The following is an 18,621-nucleotide window of genomic DNA, read 5'->3' on the forward strand; positions in this document are numbered from 1 at the left end:
CATCAACGGCTGATTCATGTTCAAGATTACGGCTCGACTGCACTCCGCGGCCTCGCGACTGAGGCTGCGTCATTCTGCGCTATGCGGGCGCGCCCTGGAATACCGGCTCGGGCAAACCTTGTTGCCCGGGCGTTGCGATGAACACGCCGCCCGCATGGAAATCGCCCGCGAGCGCGGCGGCATCGAGATCGATACGCGCGCTCGTGATGTAAAGCGTGTCCAGTTCCGGGCCGCCAAACGCGACACAACTCGGCTGCGCGGTCGGCACGTCGACACGCCCGGTTTCCACGCCATCGGGGCCATACCGCACCACTCGGCTGCCGCCCCATTGCGCGTTCCACACACCGCCGTCGCGGTCGACGGTCGAGCCGTCGGGTTCGCCGGTCGCGTCCGTCAATCTCGTGAACACGCGGTCGTTGGCGATGCCGCCGTTCGCGAGATAGTCGCAGACGCGAATTTCACGCGTCGGCGAGTCGCAGTAGTACATCGTCGCGCCGTCGGGGCTGAACGCAATGCTGTTCGAAATCGCCGGTGCGGGCAACGGCAAACGCTCCAGCGACAAATCGTGGTTCAGACGATAAAACCCGCCGATCGCCTGCAGCGGCGAGCCCTCGTCTTTCGTGCCGAATACGAAACGACCCTGACGATCGCAGCGGCCGTCGTTCACACGTGTGTTCAAGCCAGGTTCGACGTCGACGATACGCTGCGTCTCGCCGGTTGCCAGATCGAAGAACGCCAGATGCGTCGCCAATCCGAGCAGCAGATAGCGCGGATTGGCGCACAACGCAAAACTCCCGAGACGCTCGGGCATGCGCCAGAACGTGCTGCCGCCGTCGCTCGCGTCATGGCGCCACAGCCGCGCGCCTTCAATGTCGTTCCAGTAGAAGCGCTCGGTCCTCGCGCACCACGTCGCGCCTTCGCCGAGCGTGCACTGGGTGTCGAGCAGCAGCGCCGCGTCATGTGCAGGCAAACCCGCATTCGAACCCGCACTCACGCCCAGCCTCCGTCGACGATGATGTCCTGCGCGGTGATCATCCTGCTGTCATCGGCTGCGAGGAACAGCGCCATGCGGGCAAGATCGGCGGGTTGCAGTTCAGCGTCGATGCACTGGCCTTCCTTGATCGAGCGACGGCCAGCGTCGTCGAGCCACAGGCGCTTCTGCTTTTCCGTCATTACCCAACCCGGCACGAGCGTATTGACGCGGATATTGAAGTGGCCGAGGTCGCGCGCGAGGCCGCGCGTCAAACCCTGCACCGCCGATTTCGACATCACGTACACCGGATAGCCGCCGTTTTTCAGCATCCAGCTGATCGAGCCCAGGTTGATGATCGAACCCGCATTGGCGGCTTTCATGTCCTCCATCACGGCCTGCGCCGCGAAGAACTGGTGGCGGATATTCACCGCGATACCCGCGTCGAAAGACTCGCGCGTCACGTCGCCAATCGCGTGGCGTTTGTCGTTCGCCGCGTTGTTCACCAGCACCTGAATCGGACCGAGTGCGGCTTTGACATCGGCGATCGCCTTTTGCAGCGCGTCGATATCGGTCAGATCGCAGGGCAGGAACAGCGGCTTGTGTTTCGAATCGCCGAGTTCATCGGCGAGCGCTTCACCCGCGGTCGCATCGATATCGAAGAACGCGACGCGCGCACCCTGCGCCGCGAAATGCTCGACGAACGATGCACCGATACCGGTCGCGCCGCCCGTGATCAACACCGTTCGATCAACGAGACTCGGATAGCGGGCAAACGCGTTGTCCGCGAGGCGGTCGTTTGCATTGGCCGGAGACGACATCGTTCGATTCCTTTTAGAACAAGGTGGGTGAGCCGCGGGTTTAATCCCGGGAGCCGCGGTTCTTCAACTGATCGAGCAGCACGGCGGCGAGCAGGATCGCGCCGCGCACGAGGTACTGATAGAACGCGTCGATGTTCATCAGGTTCATCACGTTCTCAACAGTTCCCATGATCAGCACGCCGATCACGACACCGGAGATCGTCGCGCGACCGCCGAGCAGCGACACGCCGCCCAGCACGCAAGCCGAAATCACGTTGAGCTCGAAACCTTCCGCCGCATTCGGCTGACCCGATGTAATCCGTGAAGCCAGAATCACGCCGGCCAGCGCGGTGACGGCGCCCTGAATCAGGAAAATATAAACGCGCGTGCGTTCGACATTGATACCGGCCAGACGCGAGGCTTCCGGATTGCCGCCGATCGCCAGCGTATTGCGGCCATACACGGTCTGATTGAGCATCACGCCAAACACGATAAAGCACAGCAGCGTGACCCAGATCGGCAGCGACACGCCGAAGAAGCTCAAACCGCCGAGCGCGATAAACGTATCCGACGATACGCCCACGGCTTGCCCATGCGACACGATAAAGCCGAGACCGCGCACGATTTCCATCGTTGCGAGCGTCGTGATCAGCGCATTGATACGCAGATACGCGATCACCGCGCCGTTGACGAAGCCGATCACGGCGCCCGCCGCCACCGCCGCGATGATGGCGATGAACGTGTTACCGGTCGCGTTCAGCACCATTGCGCACAACACACCGGCGAACGCGACCGTCGAACCCACCGACAAGTCGAAATCGCGCGACGCCAGACAGAACATCATCGTGCACGCGACCATGCCGATCTGCGAAATCGACAGGGCGAGACCGAGCATGTTCTCGATCGAGAAGAAGTGGTCCACCGTCAGCGACATCGTGATGAACATCACGACGAAGATCAGGATCAGGCTGTACTCGGTGATCTGCTGCCACCATTTCGCCTTATCGTTGCCCTGCGGAATCAGCGCTTCGGCCGCACTTTTTGCGGCTTGTTGCGCGAGGTTTTCTCTGGCTTGCATGTTGAAGACTCCTCCCGTTCCCCACGGGTTGCCGGACTTTCGTCCAAATAATGTTCAGGCCGCTTGCTGGGCGGCTGCGGTTCCGGGCAGCGCAGTCGAGCTCTGCGGCAAGGCGAGGCCCAACACGGCTTGTTCCGTTGCGTCCTTACGCGCCAGCTCGCCGGAAATCCGCCCCTGGCGCATGACGACGATCCGGTCGGACACGCCGAGCACTTCCGGCAATTCCGACGAAATCATCACGATCGCGCAGCCGCGTTCGGCAAGCTGATAGATCACGTTGTAGATCTCATGCTTCGCGCCGACGTCGATTCCGCGCGTCGGCTCGTCGAGAATCACCACCTTCAGATCCGGCTCGGCCAGCCAGCGCGACAGAATCGCCTTCTGCTGGTTGCCGCCCGACAGGAAACGAATCTTCTGGCGGCGGCTCGGCGTCTTGATCTTCAGCAGCTTGATAAACCGGTCGGCGGTATCCGCTTCTTTCTTGCGGTCGAGAAACATCCCCGCGCGCAGATAGTGACGACGGCAACTGATGTTGATGTTCTCCGACACCGTCGCCATCGCGACGATGCCTTCTTCCTTGCGGTCTTCCGGGCACAACACGATCCCGTGTCTGATCGCTTCACCCGCGCTGCGCACCTTGATCGGCTTGCCGTCGAGCACGATTTCGCCGGCCTTCTTGTGATCCGCGCCATACACCAGATGCATCAGTTCGCTGCGCCCGGCGCCCACCAGACCGAAGAAGCCGACGATCTCGCCGCGCCGCACCTCGAAGCTGGCCGGCTGCGCGAGCGCATGTCCTTCGATCGCTTTCGCCGCGAAGCGCACTTCGCCGAGCGGCCGTGCCGAATAGTTGTAAATATCGGCGATTTCCCGTCCGACCATTTCGCTCACGATGGTGTCGCGCTTCACGCCTTCGAGCGTCGGATGCGAAGCAATTTTGCGGCCGTCGCGGAAGATCGTGCAGGCGTCGCACAGCTCGTAGATCTCGTCCATGCGGTGCGAGATGTAGATCATCGCGCGGTTGTCGGCACGCAGATCGCGCACCAGCTTGAACAGCACTTCGGTCTCGCGATGCGACAGCGAGCTGGTCGGCTCATCCAGTGCGATGACGCGTGCGTTGCGCAGCAGCGCCTTGCAGATTTCGACCATCTGCCGTTGCGCGATCGAGAGCTTTCTCAGCTTCGCGTTCGGATCCAGCGCCACGCCCATCGCTTCGAGGCGTTCACGCACGAAGCGTTTGGCCTCGCGCTTGTTGACCCAGCCGAGCGAGTTCGGCAACTGGCCGAGCAGCAGATTTTCCGCGACCGTCAGATCGGGCACGTATTGCAGTTCCTGGTGAATCACCGCAATCCCCGCCGCGATCGACGATGCCGCGCTCGTAAAGCGCACCTCATTGCCGTCGATCATCACGCGGCCCGAATCGGGCTGGTATTCACCGCCGAGAATCTTCAGCAGGGTCGATTTCCCCGCGCCGTTTTCGCCCATCAGGCCGTGCACCTGGCCGACGTTGACGTCGAAGGACACACCGTCGAGCGCGCGCACGCCTGGAAAGACTTTGCCGATATTGTCAAAACGTAGCGTCGCTGACACTTCGCCTCCTCTGTCGACCGGAGTTAGCGCTTCGCGCTCTTACTCCGGTCCCATGCAAGTTAATTGCTGCTTCGTGTGAACCGTGCGTGTTTTGCGAGGCGGTCACGCCACCGGCAAACACGGTCTGTCTCAACTGCCGATCTTGTATTGCTGTTGCCGGCGCGCCCAATCCCTGGCGAAACGACGCACCGGCAGTTCACTTCATTCGACTACGCTACAGCCGCTTAATTTGCCGCGAGGCCCATCTTCTGGCGCACATCGGCGACGTTGTCACGCGTAGCCAGCATGCCGGTCGTCAGCGTGAGCATCGGCGGTTCCTTGCCTTGCGTGATCCAGTCGTACATCAGCGTCGAGGTTTCTTCGCCGTGGCGCTTCGGGCTGATGATGACCGTGCCGAAGAAGCCCGTCGGCGACGGCTTCTTGAACTCGTTCAATGCCGATTCCGAGCCGCCGATGCCGATACCGATCATGTTGTCCGCCTTGAACCCGCGGCCTTCCGCTGCGCGCACCGCGCCGAGCACGCCTTCGTCGTTCAGTGCATAAGCGATCCAGTGCTTGAAGTTCGGGTTCTTCGTCAGCGCGATGTTGGCGGCGTTGAACGCGTTTTCCGTGTCGGTCTTCGCTTGCGGCGCGGCAATGATGTTGGCCTTCGGGAAGCCGGCAGCGACCAGTGCGTCGGTCGCGCCGCTGGTGCGGTCATGCGCGGTCGGCAGCTGTTCGTAGGTCACGTCGATCGCGCCGACGTCCTTCATGTCCCAGCCGCGCTTCTTGATTTCCGCAGCCAGCCCGTCGCCCACCTGCTTGCCGATGTTGTACGCCGAAATGCCCATATGCGGCACCGATGCGATCGGCTTGCCCGCGCCGTCGACGAGGCGGTCGTCGACCGTCATCATCTTCAGGCCGTCAGCCTTGGCCTTGGCGACGATGCCCGGTCCGAGCTTGACGTCGGGCGTGCAGATCACAAAACCTTGCGCTTTCTGAGCCGACAGGTTGTCGATTGCGCTCATCACCTTCTCGCCCGACGGCGCGCCGATTTTCACCAGCGTGAAGCCCTTTTCCTTGGCGGCGATCTCGGCGAACTTCCACTCGTCCTGGAACCACGGTTCTTCCGGTTGCTTCACGAGGAAGCCGATCTTCACCGGATCGGCGGCCTGCGCGACCGGTGCGTTGAAGAGCACACCCGCCGCCGCTGCTGCCAGCGTGAGGAAAATTCTTCGTTTCATAATGCGTGTCTCCTGACTAATTGATAACGAGAAGGTATCGGCCGCGTCTTCTTGTACCGGGTGTGACACACGCGGCCAGCGCGTCGTCCGGTGAAACTGTGCTGCTTTGTTCTTGCTGCTTGTTCGCTTCGTGTTTCTTTTAGTGCTTCGTTTCCCGCTTGCTGTCGCGCGCTGCTCCGCGGCGTTCAACTACGTTCAGTCGTGATACAGCACCGAGCGGCCGCCATCCACGGTGATACAGGTGGCGTTGATGAACGGCGCTTCGTCCGAGGCGAGAAACACCGCTGTCATCGCCACTTCTTCCGGGCGGCCGATGCGCTTCATCGGTTGCAGATCGAGCGTCGCCTGTTTCGCGGCGGCCGGATCGGCTTGTTCGTTCCACCAGTCGTGCGTCAATTGCGTTTCGATGTACCCCGGCGCGATCGCGTTGACCCGCACGTTGCGCGGCGCGTATTCGATGCCGAGCGCGCGCGTCAAGCCGATGACGCCGTGCTTCGCGACCGGGTACGGAAAACATCCCGGAATGATCTTGAAGGCGTGCGTCGAAGCGATATTCACGATGCTGCCCGCGCCGCGTTCGACCATGCCCGGCAACACCGCGCGACATCCGTTCCAGACACCGTCGAGGTCGACCGCGAAGCAACGCCGCCAGTCGTCGTCTGTCATTGTCAGCGGGTCGCGGAACACGTTGATGCCGGCGTTGTTGACCAGCACGTCGAGCGCGCCGAACGCATGTTCGGCCTCGCTCACCGCGTGCTGAACCGACGCCGGTTGCGTCACGTCCGTCTGCACCGCGAGCACTTTTACTTCGCTCGATCCGTGCGATCCAAGCGTGCCATCTACACTTGCGCCAAGCGCCGCCCGGATTTCGCGGGCGGTCCCCTCGGCCGTTTCGATATCCAACTCCGCCAGCACGACCGCCGCACCCTCACGCGCAAACGCGAGAGCGATCGCCGCACCGATGCCGCGCCCGGCGCCGGTGATCAACGTGACTTTGTCGGCGAGCCGCTTCATTTCTTCGCGCCCGCCCGCGCGATGCGCAACCCGTTGATGAAAGCTTTTGCGTGCGAGGCGGTCACCGCCACACTCTGCCCCGGTTTGTACAGCGCCGAGCCGAGGCCGAAACCGTTCGCGCCGGCACTCAAAAACGGGCCCATGTTGTCCGGCGTGATTCCGCCGACCGGCACCAGCGGCACTTCCGCCGCGATCACCGCGCGCCACGCCTTCACAACCTGGCAGCCGAGTTGTTCGGCGGGGAACATCTTCAGCACGTCCGCGCCGTTTTTCAGCGCGATGAAGGCTTCGTTCGGCGTCGCGACGCCCGGCGCGCAAGCCATGCCTTGCGCTTTCGCCGCGCCTACGACCTCCGGATCGCTATGCGGCATCACGATCAGCTCGCCGCCCGCCGACTTCACGTCGTTGACGAAACTCGGATGCAGCACCGTGCCCGCGCCGACGATCGCATCGGCCGGCAACACCTTGCGGATCGCCGCGATGCTGTCGAACGGCTGCGGCGAATTCAACGGCACTTCGACGATGCGAAAGCCGGCTTCGTACAGCGCCTGGCCGTGCTCGGCAGCATCGGCGGGCGTCACGCCACGCATGATCGCGATCAGCGGACAGACCTCGAACGCCGCGATCAACCCGGCATGCGGCATGTACGGGGCGGGCAGATTGATGTGAGGTTGCATGTCGTCGGTTCCTTGTTTCATGAGCGGCGGCGCTGCCGGTTAGTCGACATGCGCCGCTTGGGGCATGGGCTTGACGAGCCCCGCCTGGGTGGCGACGCGCCACAAGCCGCGCTCGGTGGCGTGCTTCACCAGCTCCGAGTGAGTGCAGCCGAATTGCACCAGTGCCACGCGATAGCGCTCGCACAGCGCTTCGTTGCCGATCAGACGCAGATGCTGGCCGGCAAGCGAGTTTTGCTGCTGCGCCAGCACGGCTTCGAGACCGGCGAGTTCGTGCCCGATCAGCAATCCCGACAGATAGTCGGGCTGCTGTTCGCGCGTGAGTTGCCCGGTGAGACCCAGCGTGCGAGCGCTGAATACGGTTGCCAGCGGACCCGCCTGACCTTTGTCGCGGGCAATGTTCACGCCATGCAGGAACGCAGCGGTATCCGGGCGATCCGGCGTCATCATCGTGCGGCCGAGGATGGTGTGCTCGCGCAATGCCGCGAACACTTCGCCCGTCATGAAGGTATGAAAACGTTCGATGCGGCCCGCCTGCACCACGGCCCATTTCGCGTGCGTGCCAGGCAGACCGATCAGTGCGCGCTTACCGCTGTCGGCCGCACCCGCGTCCTGCCCCAGCGCGCCGAAAATCTGGGTTTCTTCGCCGCGCATCACGTTGGGCAGCTCGCCGCGCTGCAGGACGCCCGGCACGATGTGCAGCGTCACACCACACGCAGCTTGCACACGGACGATGCCGGCCACCAACGCATCGGCATTTGCCGGCGCGTCGACATAGGGCGCTTCCACCCAGCCTTGCGCGCTGCCGACCATACCGGCCGCGATCACCGACACGGAGGGCGCCTGTTCGAGCCAGGCGCCGCACGCATCGTCGAAGGCGGCGTCGAAGCCGCCTTGCTCGGCGCTATGCGGCAGATTCATGATGCCGGCCGTCGATGCCCGCGTCGCCAGCACTTCGCCGGCTGCGTCGTACAGATACGCGCGCAGCGAGGTCGTGCCCCAGTCGAGCGCAATGAGCGCGGCGTGCTGGAGGTTGGCGTCGGCGACCGCGGCGGTGTCGTGCACTGGATTAACCGCTTGCGTCTGGGAGGCCGCTCGCTTCATCGCTTGATCCTGCGGGTTGCCGGTTGCGGGGCGCGCCAGCCGAGTTCTTCCGAGATCGCACGCGCTTCGCGCTGCACGACCGGAATCAGTTCATCCATGCGTTCGAGCGACATATACGGAATCGTGCTCGCCACCGACAGCGCCGCCACCACCGCGCCCGATGCGTCGCGCACCGGCGCCGCGACGCAACGGATCGACGCCTCGTTTTCTTCGAGGTCGAAGGTGTAGCCGCCGGCGGCGTAATTGGTCATGCGCTGCATGAAAGTCTGCGCGTCGGGACGGTTGTCCGGCTTGAAACTGACGCCGGCAAGCGCACGCCGCGATGCTTCGAAGAGCGACTGCCAGACGTCCGGCGTGAGGTCGAGCATCATGGCTTTGCCGATACCCGTCGACGCCAGCGGCATCCGGTGACCGACGCGCGAACGCATTTCGAGGCCGCGGGTGCCGGGGATCTTGTCGATGTACAGCACGTCGTCGCCGTCGCGCACGCCGAGGTGGATCGTGTCGAGCGTTTTCTCGGCAAGCGATTCGAGATGCTGCCGGGCCACGGCCGTGAGCGGCATCTGTTCGAGCGCGATGGTGCCGAGTTCGATCAGCTTCGGGCCGAGCAGATAGCCGCCTTGCACTTGCCGCAGATAGCGCGCTTGCACAAGGCTGCTCACCAGCCGGTGCGTGGTGCTGCGGGTCGTGCCGAGCGCGGCGCCGAAGGTGCGCAGATCGCGCACACCGGCGGCGGCGGCTTCCAGAATCGCCAGACCGCGCAGCAGCGTTTGCGTGCCGGCCTGCTGCGGCGTGATATCGAGCAACGTGCTGGGCAAGGCGATCTCGTCGGCCACGGGCGGATGCAGGACGCCGGCGCGTGAAGCTTTCGCCGCGTTGGCAGCCTGCCGCGGCGCGGCGCTGGAAGCGCGATCGGCCTGCGGCGCCAGGTCGGCGTCAGACTCGCTTACGACGTGAGTGGGCATCGCTTTGTTCATGGCGATTCGCTTTCAGGTAGTTTTTTGCGCTTGCAGCGCGGGGCCGGAGAGGAGGCCTGCTTTGCTCGCGGCACGGTGCGTGTTGCCACTGGCGCGAGTATGCGGTTGCTGCCTTTGGGTCTTAGGCATGGTTCGGCTTGTCTCCGGTTTTTTTCTTGCTGTCGCTGTCCGCAGCCGGTTTTTTCGGCTCACGGTGCGTGTTGGGTTGGATTGTAGGGCGGTTTTTCAGAAAGCTCCAATATGTGAGTGTTTGATTCATATATTGGGAAAATTAGACAAGGACGGACGCGTCGATAGATGACGGCGCTCAAAGGAGCGCGCTTGCTTCGGGTGGGTGGATGAATCGGTTGATCAGCCGTGACGGCTCGCCCGCTGCGAGCCGAATGGCCGACGGACACGATTGCTACTCTGGCGTATTTGCGCTTCTCGCTGACGCGCCGCGCACGAGACTGCGAGTCGGGCGACCTGGGTCAGCGAAGCATGTCGGCGGCGTAATGCGCCGATGGGAACGTCACTGTGAATCCGGCAATTCCGCGGCGCCCATCCTGCGAGCGATCACCCCGGCGCGCTGCCTGAGGTAGGCCGACCCGCGATGCTCATCGAAATACTTCGGCTGCGGCAGCATCACGGCCAGCCGGGCCGACTGCCCGGCAGTCAATTTGGCGGCGGAAGTCTTGTAGTAATAATGCGCGGCCGCCTCAGCGCCATAAACGCCATTCCCCCACTCGACGGAGTTGAGGTAGATCTCGAAGATCCGCTGCTTATCCATCAAGGTTTCGAGCATCCAGGTAATGATCAGCTCCTGCCCCTTGCGGATATAGCTCTTTTCACGGGATAGAAAAAGATTCCGCGCCAACTGCTGCGTAATCGTCGAGCCGCCGCGAACGATCTTGCCCTTGGCCTTGTTCTTCTCCCACGCCTGCAAAATGGCGTCGGTCTCGTAGCCGTTGTTATTGACGAAGTTCGCGTCTTCGGAGGCGATAATCGCGCGCTTCAGATTGTGCGAGATCTGTTCGTACGACACCCACGTATGCTGCACCGAAAGATCCGGCCGATCCGCAGACAGGCGCCATGCGTCCGATCGCATGAAAGCCGTCGACCTGGGATTCACGTAATTCCACACCGCGATCTGCGCGAAGTAAAACGCCTGCGTCGCGAACCACGCGATCGCCGCCACGGCGCCCAGATAAAACACCCATCGCACCGGACCTGGCCGGCTCGCGCGCCGCGTTGCTGTCATCGTGCCGGGATTCCTCGAGTCAGTGAGTCGGCGTGTTCTGGAAAGTAAAGCGAGCGGCCTAGGCGTGCGACGGCGTCGTCAGCAACGCCCGCAATTCGGCCAGCACCGGCGCGCCGTCGGGCCGTACGCCCCGCCAGACATAAAACGATTCGGCCGCCTGCTCGACCAGCATGCCGAGTCCGTCGGCACCGCGCGCACCCAGCTTCCGCGCGTGTTCCATGAACACCGTCGGATGCGCGCCGTACATCATGTCGTAGGCAAGCGTGCCGCTGCCGAACGCGCGGTCGTCGCACTCCGGCAACGACGCATCCAGACTGCCCGCCGTCGCGTTGACGATCACGTCGTACTCGCCCGCCTCGATCGCTCGCGCGCTGCCGCCTGTCAGACGGCATGCGGCATCGCGTGCGGCTTGCGCGAACTGGCCGACAAGCGCTTCAGCCTTTGCCGCCGTACGGTTGACGATCGTCAGCGCGTGCGGCCCGCGGTCCAGCATCGGCAGCACGACGCCACGGGCGGCGCCGCCCGCGCCGAGCAGCAAAATCCGTGCGTCCTTCAACGGCACGCCGAGATTCACTTCGATGTCGCGCACGAGACCGAAGCCGTCCGTGTTGTCGCCGTAGACCCCGTTCGCGTCGAACCGCAGTGTATTCACCGCGCCCGCTGCCGCCGCACGCGGCGACAGGGTGTCGGCGAACGCATGCGCGTCGAGCTTGAACGGCACGGTGACGTTCATCCCGCAGCCGCCCGCTTCGATAAAGGCGCGCACGTGCGGTACGAATGCATCTACCGGCGCGAGCAGGTGGCCGTACTCGATCGGCTCGCCGGTCTGCGCGGCAAAGCGGCCATGAATGAACGGCGATTTGCTATGGCCGACCGGGTTGCCGATGACCGCGTAGCGGTCACGTGAATCATGGGCGCTCATCGTCCTGGCTCCGCGACATGCTGCTGATCGGCTGCCGCATCGCCGGCGCCATTTTCGGCGTCGCCCTGTTCAGCCGCGCCGCCGTCGAGGTCGGCTTCCGCCTGGGCCTCGGCTTCGCCTTCGGCGCTTTCGTCCGCCGCGTCGATGATTTCCTCTTCGCCCTCTTCGGCTTCCTCAGCTTCGGCGCCGCCCGCCACGGTGGGCGCGTCGAGCACGTGCAGCAAGCGCACGGACGCTTCGACGGTCAGTTCGTCGATCGACATCACTTCCATCTGCAAGCGCGTACCCCGTGCGTGCACACCGAGACCCGGCACGTGCAGCAGCAGCGGAATCTCTTCCAGACGCACGAGATCGCCCTTCACGACCGACGCCACCACCTGCTTCCGGTTCTCCTGCTTCAACCACCGCAGGCACCAGAAGTACTCCATGCGACGCTGGTGATCGGCGTAGGCGCTGTAGGTGTCGTCGAAACCTTGCACGACGGCGAACAGATCGGCGTCCTTCGGCTTGAACGGCGCGGCCAGTTTCGCGGTGACGCCATGCTGCACGCAGGCGAGCAACTGCCACTGGTTGACGAGGTCGACGTAGCGGCGCAGCGGCGACGTGCTCCACGCGTATTGCGTGACGCCCAGGCCTTCGTGCGGTGCGGCATTGGTCTGCATGCGGGTGCGCTTCGGGCCGCTCGGCGCGCCGAACGCGCGTTGCGTGCGGTAGATGCCCGGCACGCCATGGTCGTGCAGGAACGCGCCCCACGACGAGTTGGCGAGAATCGCGAGCTCCGCGACGATCGTGTCGAGCGGCGACCCGCGCCGGCGCGGCGTGATCGTGATGTGCTCGCCTTCCACGTAGAAGTTGAAGTCGGTGTTGCGCTGCACTTCGCGGCGCAGGCCGTAACCGGCGCGCGCGGTCTGACGCTTTTCGAACAGCGCCTGCGCGAACGGCCACAGCACGGCGATGTCTTCCTTGTGCGGATAATCGCCGGTACCGGCCGCGAGCGCTTCTTCGGTGACCAATTCGTCAAGCGTGTTGTGGCGCAGATTGTTCTTCACGAACACGCGCTCGGCGCGCGTTTCGCTCGCCACGATTTCCTGCGTCTCGCGATTGATGATCACGTACAGCGACAGAGCCGGACGCAAGCCGCCTTCAGCCAGCGTGAATGCTTCGACGACGCTATCGGGCAGCATCGTGATCTTGTCGCCCGGCATATAGACAGTCGACAGACGCGTGCGCGCGATCGCATCGACCTCGTCGCCGCGCGCGATGCCGAGCGCCGGCGCGGCGATGTGCACGCCAATCCGCACACGGCCGTCGGCCAGATGCTCGACGGAGAACGCGTCGTCGATTTCAGTGGTGGTGATGTCGTCGATCGAGAACGCCTGCACATCGGCTTGCGGCAGATCGTCCGGCAACGCGCCCGCCGTGACCGGCGGAAAACCGATGCCGTGCGGGAAAAACTCGGAGAGGAATTTCGCCTCGTGCAGCGCGCGAGCCGACGGAATACCGCCGCATTCGAGCATCAGCCGCGCTTGCGAGATGCCGCGCGCCGCTGCCGCGCCTTCGAGCGCCTTGTACTCGATCGTGTTCTTGTCGGGCCGGGTGAGCAAAGCCAGCGCCTTGCTGCCGCTGAAGCCTTCCGGCAGACGGCCGGCCTTCAGTTCGTCTTCGTAGCCGGCTTGCACCAGCGCCTGCTGACGCTTGCGCTCCAGCCCGGCGAGCGCCATCTTGAGCTGCTCCTGCGGGGCGCGCTGATACATGCCGCGCCCCTTGCGACGGAAGTACACCGGCGCGCCGTGCATGCGCAGCACCAAGGCCGCGCGCTCGATGGCGCCGAAGCCTTCGCCGAAATACTCGGCGCCTAGCGTGGCAAACGGAAATTCGTCATCGGGCGCGCATTCCCACAGGAAGTCCAGATCGATGTCCTGCGCGGCGGCGTCAGCCTGTTGCATCAACTCGCCGGCAGTCGGTTTTTCGAATTCGATCAGCACGTCTTTCGCGCGCACCTTGGCGCGCCGGCCGCCCGGCAGCTCGACCTGGAAAGCATCGCCCTGGCGCGACAGCACGCTGCCCGCCTTGAAACTGCCCGATTCCTCAAAGAAAACGTTCACTCAATACTCTCGTTCTGTCTTGCATCTGCCGGCGCGCCCGATTGGGTTCAGCGATCGGTCGCTGCGTGCGCGGCACGGCAACGTGTTCGTGGTAGTGGATCCGCGGCGCGATACGCACGCGCCGGCGGCATGATTCTGGTAATCCGCAACGGCCTCGCTGCGGAATCGTCGGTACGGTCAGGCCGCTTCGCGCGGCGCCGGCGGCTCGACTTCCTGGGCATCGCAAAAGGCCAGCACATCGTCGACGTATTGCGCGAATTCGCTGATCGCGTGGTCGCTTCCCTCGATCAGCGTAGTGCGCGCGCCCGGATAGTGCGCAAGCATTTCGCGGTAGTCGAGCACTTCGTCGCCGGTGGCAGCCATCAAATAATAGCGTTCGGGCCGCGTGATCGACGCGACGCCAAGCGCACGCAACTCGTCCAGATGATGCGGCTCGACGGTGATACTGCCCCCGCCGTGCCACAACGGCTGCTCGCCAAGATAGGCGCTCAGATCGCGTTGCGGCACGACCGCGGGATTCAGCAGCACCGCCGGCCAGCCGTGCTTCTCGGCAAGATGCGTGGCGAAGTAGCCACCGAGCGAGCTGCCGATCACCGTGACGTCTTTCGGTTTCGCGGCCGCCACCAGCGACTCGGCGAGCGCCACGGTCTCGAATGGCGAGACCGGCAGCATCGGGCAGCACCATTCGTCGCCGCGGCCAAGTTCGACGAGACGCGCCGCCAGCACACGCGCCTTGAACGAATTGGGCGACGAGCGAAAACCGTGCAGATAGAGGATCACGAAGTGCCTCGCGCGGAAAGTGCCGTGGACAATGCGTCAAGCAGCCTCTGATGGACACCGCCGAAGCCGCCGTTGCTCATCACCAGAACCTGGTCGCCGGGGCGCGCTGCGTGGACTACCGCTTTGACCAGCGCGTCGAGATTGTCGAAAGCCTGCGCTTTGCCGCCGAGCGGCGCGAGTGCTTCGCCGAGATCCCAGCCGAGTGCGTCGCGGCCGGCCGGCGCGCCGTAGCCGAACACCAGGTCGGCGTCGGCCAGACTCGCCGGCAGTTGCGCTTTCATCACGCCGAGCTTCATGGTGTTCGAGCGCGGCTCCAGCACGGCCAGGATTCGGGTGTTTTCGCGGCCGACGCGTGCGCGCAGTCCGGCCACCGTGGTGTCGATTGCCGTGGGGTGATGGGCGAAATCGTCGTAGACCGTCACGCCGTCGACGCTGCCGCGCACCTCCATGCGGCGCTTCACGTTCCGGAAGCTCGCCAGCGACTTCGCGGCTTGCGCCGGCGGCACGCCGACATGGCGCGCGGCGGCAATCGCGGCAAGCGCGTTCATGCGGTTGTGCTCGCCCTGCACCTGCCAATCGACCACGCCGACGCGCTCGCTGTTGTGATACACCGCGAAGCGCTCGTCGACCGGCACGCCGCCTTCCGCCGGCAAGGTTTCCCAGCCGCCCTGCACGCCGAAACGCTCCACTTCGCTCCAGCAACCACGCGTCAGCACGCGCTCCAGCGCGTCTTCACGACCGTTCGTGACGATGCGGCCGATGCCCGGCACCGTGCGGATCAGGTGATGGAACTGCGTTTCGATCGCCGCCAGATCCGGGAAAATGTCGGCGTGATCGAACTCGAGGTTGTTCAGGATCGCGGTTTTCGGCCGGTAATGAACGAATTTGGAACGCTTGTCGAAGAAGGCCGTGTCGTACTCGTCCGCTTCGATCACGAAGAAGCTCGAATCGGTCAGCCGCGCCGACACGCCGAAATTCAGCGGCACGCCGCCGATCAGGAACCCGGGATTGAGACCCGCATCGTCGAGCAGCCAGGTCAGCATCGAGCTGGTGGTGGTCTTGCCGTGGGTGCCCGCCACGGCCAGCACCCACTTGCCGTTCAGCACGTGCTCGCCCAGCCACTGCGGACCGGAGACGTAAGGCAGGCCGCGATCGAGGATCGCTTCCATCAGCGGGTTGCCGCGCGAGACCACATTGCCGATCACGAACAGGTCGGCGTTGAGGCCGTTCAGCTGCTCAGCGTCATAACCTTCGATCAAACGAATGCCCTGTGCCTCGAGCTGCGTGCTCATGGGCGGATAGACGCCGGCGTCGCAGCCCGTCACGGTATGACCCGCGCCGCGCGCGAGGACCGCGAGTCCGCCCATGAACGTGCCGCAGATACCGAGGATGTGAATGTGCATAAGCCTGTCGTGCCGCGCGGGCGTATTTTTTGCGTGGGATGGGAGTGCAGAAGAGCGGTCGAAACGACTGTCCGCAAAGGACGCTATTGTAACCGACGCCTCTGAATCGCCCTACGAACGGGGCCGCCAGGATGGCTGCCCGCCCCGCCCCCGCGAAATGCCCGGCGTGAACCGCCCAGAAAGGGCTGTCATCAATCTCTAGTATGATTGAGAGATGGTTCGCAAATCACATTTCGATCCGCAGCGCGTGCGCGAGGAAATCGCCATTGCAGCTGCCCGGATGATCGCTGAAGACGGTCTGGACTACGCAACGGCCAAGCGCAAAGCGGCACGGCAGGTAGTCGGCGAGAGCCGTGTTGCCGGCGAATGGCTGCCGGATAACGATCAGATCGAAGAAGAAATCCGTGAATACCAGTCGCTTTTCCAGGGCGACAGTCAGCCGGCGCTGTTGCGGCGGCTGCGCTGCATCGCGCTCGACTGGATGGAGCGGCTCGCGCCGTTCAATCCCTATCTGACCGGCGCGGTGCTCGGCGGCACTGCCGGCGAACACTCGGATATCCACCTTCAGGTGTTCTGCGACAACCCGAAAGAAGTGGCGATCTACTTTTTGAACGCCAACATTCAGTATGACGTTTCGGAGACGCGGCATTTTGCCGGCCGCGGCTACGTCGAGACGCTGAGCTTCCTGTGGCACCCAACAGACGAAGGGCGCGATGCGGAGCCGGCCGGCATCCACGTCGCCCTGTACGAAACGGACGACTTGCGCGGCGCGGTTCGAGCCGACGCGCGTGGCCGCACGGCCCGGGCGAATCAGCAGGCGGTTCAGGCGCTGCTCGACAGCAGCGACGTCACCTCTTCAACTAATTAGACAGACCTGGGATGAATACGAGACGGATTCTGGCAGGCTCGCTTGTCGCGATCGCCGCCGCGGGTGGCGGTGTGCTGGCCAATCATTGGCTGAACGGCGGCCCGGAAGTCGCGCACGCGGCGCAGCCGGGTTCCACGCAAAGCGCGGTCGAGCAACTTTGGACCGCGCCCGTCACGAATGTCGACGGCAAGCCGCAATCGCTAAGTTTGCTTAAAGGCCACCCAATCGTCGTCAACTTCTGGGCGTCGTGGTGTGGGCCGTGCGTCGAAGAAATGCCCGCTCTTTCGCAACTTCAGCGCGAATATGCAAAGAAAGGGATCCAGTTCGTAGGACTTGGCGTCGATTCCGATAAAAACGTCCAGGCGTTCCTGCAGAAAGTGAAAGTAGCCTACCCGGTCTACGTGACCGGATTCGGTGGCGCCGACCTCGCGCGCGCGTTTGGGAACACTGCCGGCGGCCTGCCCTTTACCGTCGTCATCGACGCGAAGGGCAATATTCGCTCGACAAAATTAGGGCAAATCGACCCGCAAGCGCTGAAACAGACGCTCGACGCGCTCTAAATTTCACATTCTTTTGACGATCGAATAGGGGCAAAAGGCGTGAAATTACGCGCCAATCGCTCAAATTTGAGAGAAGATGGGCGCCCGGAGAGGTGGCGAAAGGTCGCCGGGATCGTTTCCATCGCGCATGAAACTAGACAAGTTTCTCTAATCAGCGCTAAAGTGCGCCCAATTCCACGGAAAAAGAAGCGACCATGACGCGACTGCTGGTACTGCACGGCCCCAACCTCAACCTTCTCGGCACCCGGGAACCGGAGGTTTATGGCCGAGTAACGCTGCCGCAGATCGATCAGGCACTCGCGGACCGCGCAGCGGACGCAGGCGTCGAACTCGCGTCGTTCCAGAGCAATCATGAAGGCGCGCTCGTCGATCGCATCCAATCCGCCCGGACTGAAAAAACCGATTTCATACTGATCAATCCCGCCGCGTACACGCACACCAGCGTGGCCATTCGGGACGCACTGGCGGGGGTCGGCATCCCGTTCGTCGAGATTCATCTGTCGAACGTACATCGCCGCGAACCGTTCCGGCATCACTCGTATTTCTCCGACCAGGCTGAAGGCGTGATTTGCGGCCTCGGCTGGAAGGGATATCTGTACGCGCTCGAATTCGCGCTCGACCGGCTGGCCGCCGGTTCGTCGCGCGGCTGATTCCAAACACATCCAATTTAAGCCGGGTACTGCGATTGCACGCGCCGGCACTTTACGCATTGAAAGGGGCTTCCTGATGGATCTACGTAAACTGAAAACTCTGATCGACCTCGTCTCGGAGTCCGGTATTTCCGAACTCGAAGTGACCGAGGGCGAAGGCAAGGTCCGCATCGTCAAGAATGCGCCGCCGGTTTACGTGCAACCGTCCGCTTCGTACGCGCCGCAATACGCGCAGCCGGCACCGATGGCGAGCGGTGAAGCCCCCGCCGCCGCCATTGCAGGCGCTCCGGCTGCACCGGCCGCCGCCGCGCCGCAAGGCCACGTGGTGACCTCGCCGATGGTCGGCACCTTCTACCGTGCGCCGTCGCCGGGCGCCGATCCGTTCGTGCAGGTAGGCGACACGGTCAAGGAAGGCCAGACGATCTGCATCATCGAAGCGATGAAGCTGCTCAACGAAATCGAGTCGGACAAGTCCGGCGTGGTGACGGAAATCCTCGTCGAAAACGGCCAGGCGGTCGAGTACGGCCAACCGTTGTTCGTGGTCGGCTAACGCGGCACGCTTTGCGCTTTTTGCGCCTGCCGCCCGCGCGCCCGCTGTCCGGGGCGCGCGACCGATCCTCTGAGGCAGCCCGCGTTGTGATCGACCGGGCGCCCATTGATGAG

At 63.7% G+C, this 18,621-nt stretch carries 18 protein-coding genes; 4 read left to right on the plus strand and 14 right to left on the minus strand.

Annotated elements, in window-relative coordinates:
• Positions 1-79: 79 nt before the first annotated feature.
• The 14 genes from DSC91_RS23145 to mpl form a co-directional block, all read right to left on the minus strand.
• Positions 80-1,000 (minus strand): SMP-30/gluconolactonase/LRE family protein, encoded by a 921-nt coding sequence (locus DSC91_RS23145; RefSeq protein WP_373291897.1) that lies wholly within the window; start codon positions 998-1,000, stop codon positions 80-82.
• On the minus strand, positions 991-1,791 hold the full coding sequence (locus DSC91_RS23150) for an SDR family NAD(P)-dependent oxidoreductase (RefSeq protein ID WP_115781046.1): 801 nt from the start codon (positions 1,789-1,791) through the stop codon (positions 991-993). Before DSC91_RS23150 ends, DSC91_RS23145 begins: the two co-directional genes overlap by 10 nt.
• 40 nt (positions 1,792-1,831) lie before the next feature.
• Positions 1,832-2,848 (minus strand): L-arabinose ABC transporter permease AraH, encoded by a 1,017-nt coding sequence (araH, locus tag DSC91_RS23155; RefSeq protein ID WP_115781047.1) that lies wholly within the window; start codon positions 2,846-2,848, stop codon positions 1,832-1,834.
• Positions 2,849-2,902: 54 nt separating this feature from the next.
• On the minus strand, positions 2,903-4,438 hold the full coding sequence (gene araG / locus DSC91_RS23160; RefSeq protein ID WP_115781048.1) for an L-arabinose ABC transporter ATP-binding protein AraG: 1,536 nt from the start codon (positions 4,436-4,438) through the stop codon (positions 2,903-2,905).
• Positions 4,439-4,662: 224 nt separating this feature from the next.
• Positions 4,663-5,661, minus strand: coding sequence for an arabinose ABC transporter substrate-binding protein (locus DSC91_RS23165; protein WP_115781049.1), 999 nt, complete (start codon positions 5,659-5,661; stop codon positions 4,663-4,665).
• A gap of 195 nt (positions 5,662-5,856) precedes the next feature.
• Positions 5,857-6,675, minus strand: a complete 819-nt coding sequence (locus DSC91_RS23170; protein ID WP_115781050.1) for an SDR family oxidoreductase — start codon at positions 6,673-6,675, stop codon at positions 5,857-5,859.
• Entirely contained in the window at positions 6,672-7,352 is a 681-nt protein-coding gene (locus tag DSC91_RS23175; RefSeq protein WP_115781051.1) for a 2-dehydro-3-deoxy-6-phosphogalactonate aldolase, read from the minus strand. The genes DSC91_RS23170 and DSC91_RS23175 overlap by 4 nt, the downstream gene beginning before the upstream one ends.
• 39 nt (positions 7,353-7,391) lie before the next feature.
• The gene (locus DSC91_RS23180) at positions 7,392-8,453 is read right to left on the minus strand and encodes a 2-dehydro-3-deoxygalactonokinase (protein ID WP_115781052.1); all 1,062 of its coding nucleotides are present in this window, start codon (positions 8,451-8,453) and stop codon (positions 7,392-7,394) included.
• The gene (locus DSC91_RS23185; RefSeq protein WP_115781053.1) at positions 8,450-9,430 is read right to left on the minus strand and encodes an IclR family transcriptional regulator; all 981 of its coding nucleotides are present in this window, start codon (positions 9,428-9,430) and stop codon (positions 8,450-8,452) included. The genes DSC91_RS23180 and DSC91_RS23185 overlap by 4 nt, the downstream gene beginning before the upstream one ends.
• 511 nt (positions 9,431-9,941) lie before the next feature.
• Positions 9,942-10,670 carry a monofunctional biosynthetic peptidoglycan transglycosylase gene (gene mtgA, locus DSC91_RS23190; protein ID WP_115781054.1) on the minus strand — a complete coding sequence of 243 codons (729 nt, stop codon included), beginning with the start codon at positions 10,668-10,670 and terminating at the stop codon, positions 9,942-9,944.
• 58 nt (positions 10,671-10,728) lie between these two features.
• Positions 10,729-11,592, minus strand: a complete 864-nt coding sequence (gene aroE, locus DSC91_RS23195) for a shikimate dehydrogenase (RefSeq protein ID WP_115781055.1) — start codon at positions 11,590-11,592, stop codon at positions 10,729-10,731.
• Positions 11,589-13,697, minus strand: coding sequence for a ribonuclease catalytic domain-containing protein (locus tag DSC91_RS23200; protein ID WP_115781056.1), 2,109 nt, complete (start codon positions 13,695-13,697; stop codon positions 11,589-11,591). The genes aroE and DSC91_RS23200 overlap by 4 nt, the downstream gene beginning before the upstream one ends.
• 177 nt (positions 13,698-13,874) lie before the next feature.
• Positions 13,875-14,477 (minus strand): YqiA/YcfP family alpha/beta fold hydrolase, encoded by a 603-nt coding sequence (locus tag DSC91_RS23205; protein WP_115781057.1) that lies wholly within the window; start codon positions 14,475-14,477, stop codon positions 13,875-13,877.
• Complete coding sequence (gene mpl / locus DSC91_RS23210) at positions 14,474-15,880, minus strand: UDP-N-acetylmuramate:L-alanyl-gamma-D-glutamyl-meso-diaminopimelate ligase (RefSeq protein WP_115781058.1); 1,407 nt, start codon at positions 15,878-15,880, stop codon at positions 14,474-14,476. The genes DSC91_RS23205 and mpl overlap by 4 nt, the downstream gene beginning before the upstream one ends.
• Before the next feature lie 214 nt (positions 15,881-16,094).
• Here mpl and DSC91_RS23215 point away from each other — a divergent pair, with 214 nt between their 5' ends.
• The 4 genes from DSC91_RS23215 (at position 16,095) to accB (ending at position 18,508) form a co-directional block, all read left to right on the plus strand.
• Positions 16,095-16,748 carry a UDP-N-acetylmuramate--alanine ligase gene (locus DSC91_RS23215; RefSeq protein ID WP_115781059.1) on the plus strand — a complete coding sequence of 218 codons (654 nt, stop codon included), beginning with the start codon at positions 16,095-16,097 and terminating at the stop codon, positions 16,746-16,748.
• Between the two features lie 11 nt (positions 16,749-16,759).
• Positions 16,760-17,308, plus strand: coding sequence for a TlpA family protein disulfide reductase (locus tag DSC91_RS23220; RefSeq protein WP_115781060.1), 549 nt, complete (start codon positions 16,760-16,762; stop codon positions 17,306-17,308).
• A 194-nt stretch (positions 17,309-17,502) separates the two neighbouring features.
• The gene (gene aroQ / locus DSC91_RS23225; RefSeq protein WP_006051861.1) at positions 17,503-17,958 is read left to right on the plus strand and encodes a type II 3-dehydroquinate dehydratase; all 456 of its coding nucleotides are present in this window, start codon (positions 17,503-17,505) and stop codon (positions 17,956-17,958) included.
• A 76-nt stretch (positions 17,959-18,034) separates the two neighbouring features.
• Entirely contained in the window at positions 18,035-18,508 is a 474-nt protein-coding gene (gene accB, locus DSC91_RS23230; RefSeq protein ID WP_115781061.1) for an acetyl-CoA carboxylase biotin carboxyl carrier protein, read from the plus strand.
• Positions 18,509-18,621 lie beyond the last annotated feature (113 nt).

The organism is Paraburkholderia caffeinilytica (genome assembly GCF_003368325.1).
Taxonomy (GTDB): domain Bacteria; phylum Pseudomonadota; class Gammaproteobacteria; order Burkholderiales; family Burkholderiaceae; genus Paraburkholderia; species Paraburkholderia caffeinilytica.

What these genes read in the sequence shown, in the direction of transcription:
- accB (WP_115781061.1), top strand. Translation starts at nt 18,035, where the DNA reads ATGGATCTACGTAAACTGAAAACTCTGATCGACCTCGTCTCGGAGTCC.
- DSC91_RS23175 (WP_115781051.1), bottom strand. Translation starts at nt 7,352, where the DNA reads ATGCAACCTCACATCAATCTGCCCGCCCCGTACATGCCGCATGCCGGG.
- DSC91_RS23170 (WP_115781050.1), bottom strand. Translation starts at nt 6,675, where the DNA reads ATGAAGCGGCTCGCCGACAAAGTCACGTTGATCACCGGCGCCGGGCGC.
- mpl (WP_115781058.1), bottom strand. Translation starts at nt 15,880, where the DNA reads ATGCACATTCACATCCTCGGTATCTGCGGCACGTTCATGGGCGGACTC.
- DSC91_RS23165 (WP_115781049.1), bottom strand. Translation starts at nt 5,661, where the DNA reads ATGAAACGAAGAATTTTCCTCACGCTGGCAGCAGCGGCGGCGGGTGTG.
- mtgA (WP_115781054.1), bottom strand. Translation starts at nt 10,670, where the DNA reads ATGACAGCAACGCGGCGCGCGAGCCGGCCAGGTCCGGTGCGATGGGTG.
- aroE (WP_115781055.1), bottom strand. Translation starts at nt 11,592, where the DNA reads ATGAGCGCCCATGATTCACGTGACCGCTACGCGGTCATCGGCAACCCG.
- DSC91_RS23185 (WP_115781053.1), bottom strand. Translation starts at nt 9,430, where the DNA reads ATGAACAAAGCGATGCCCACTCACGTCGTAAGCGAGTCTGACGCCGAC.
- DSC91_RS23150 (WP_115781046.1), bottom strand. Translation starts at nt 1,791, where the DNA reads ATGTCGTCTCCGGCCAATGCAAACGACCGCCTCGCGGACAACGCGTTT.
- DSC91_RS23220 (WP_115781060.1), top strand. Translation starts at nt 16,760, where the DNA reads ATGAATACGAGACGGATTCTGGCAGGCTCGCTTGTCGCGATCGCCGCC.
- DSC91_RS23215 (WP_115781059.1), top strand. Translation starts at nt 16,095, where the DNA reads ATGGTTCGCAAATCACATTTCGATCCGCAGCGCGTGCGCGAGGAAATC.
- aroQ (WP_006051861.1), top strand. Translation starts at nt 17,503, where the DNA reads ATGACGCGACTGCTGGTACTGCACGGCCCCAACCTCAACCTTCTCGGC.
- araH (WP_115781047.1), bottom strand. Translation starts at nt 2,848, where the DNA reads ATGCAAGCCAGAGAAAACCTCGCGCAACAAGCCGCAAAAAGTGCGGCC.
- DSC91_RS23180 (WP_115781052.1), bottom strand. Translation starts at nt 8,453, where the DNA reads ATGAAGCGAGCGGCCTCCCAGACGCAAGCGGTTAATCCAGTGCACGAC.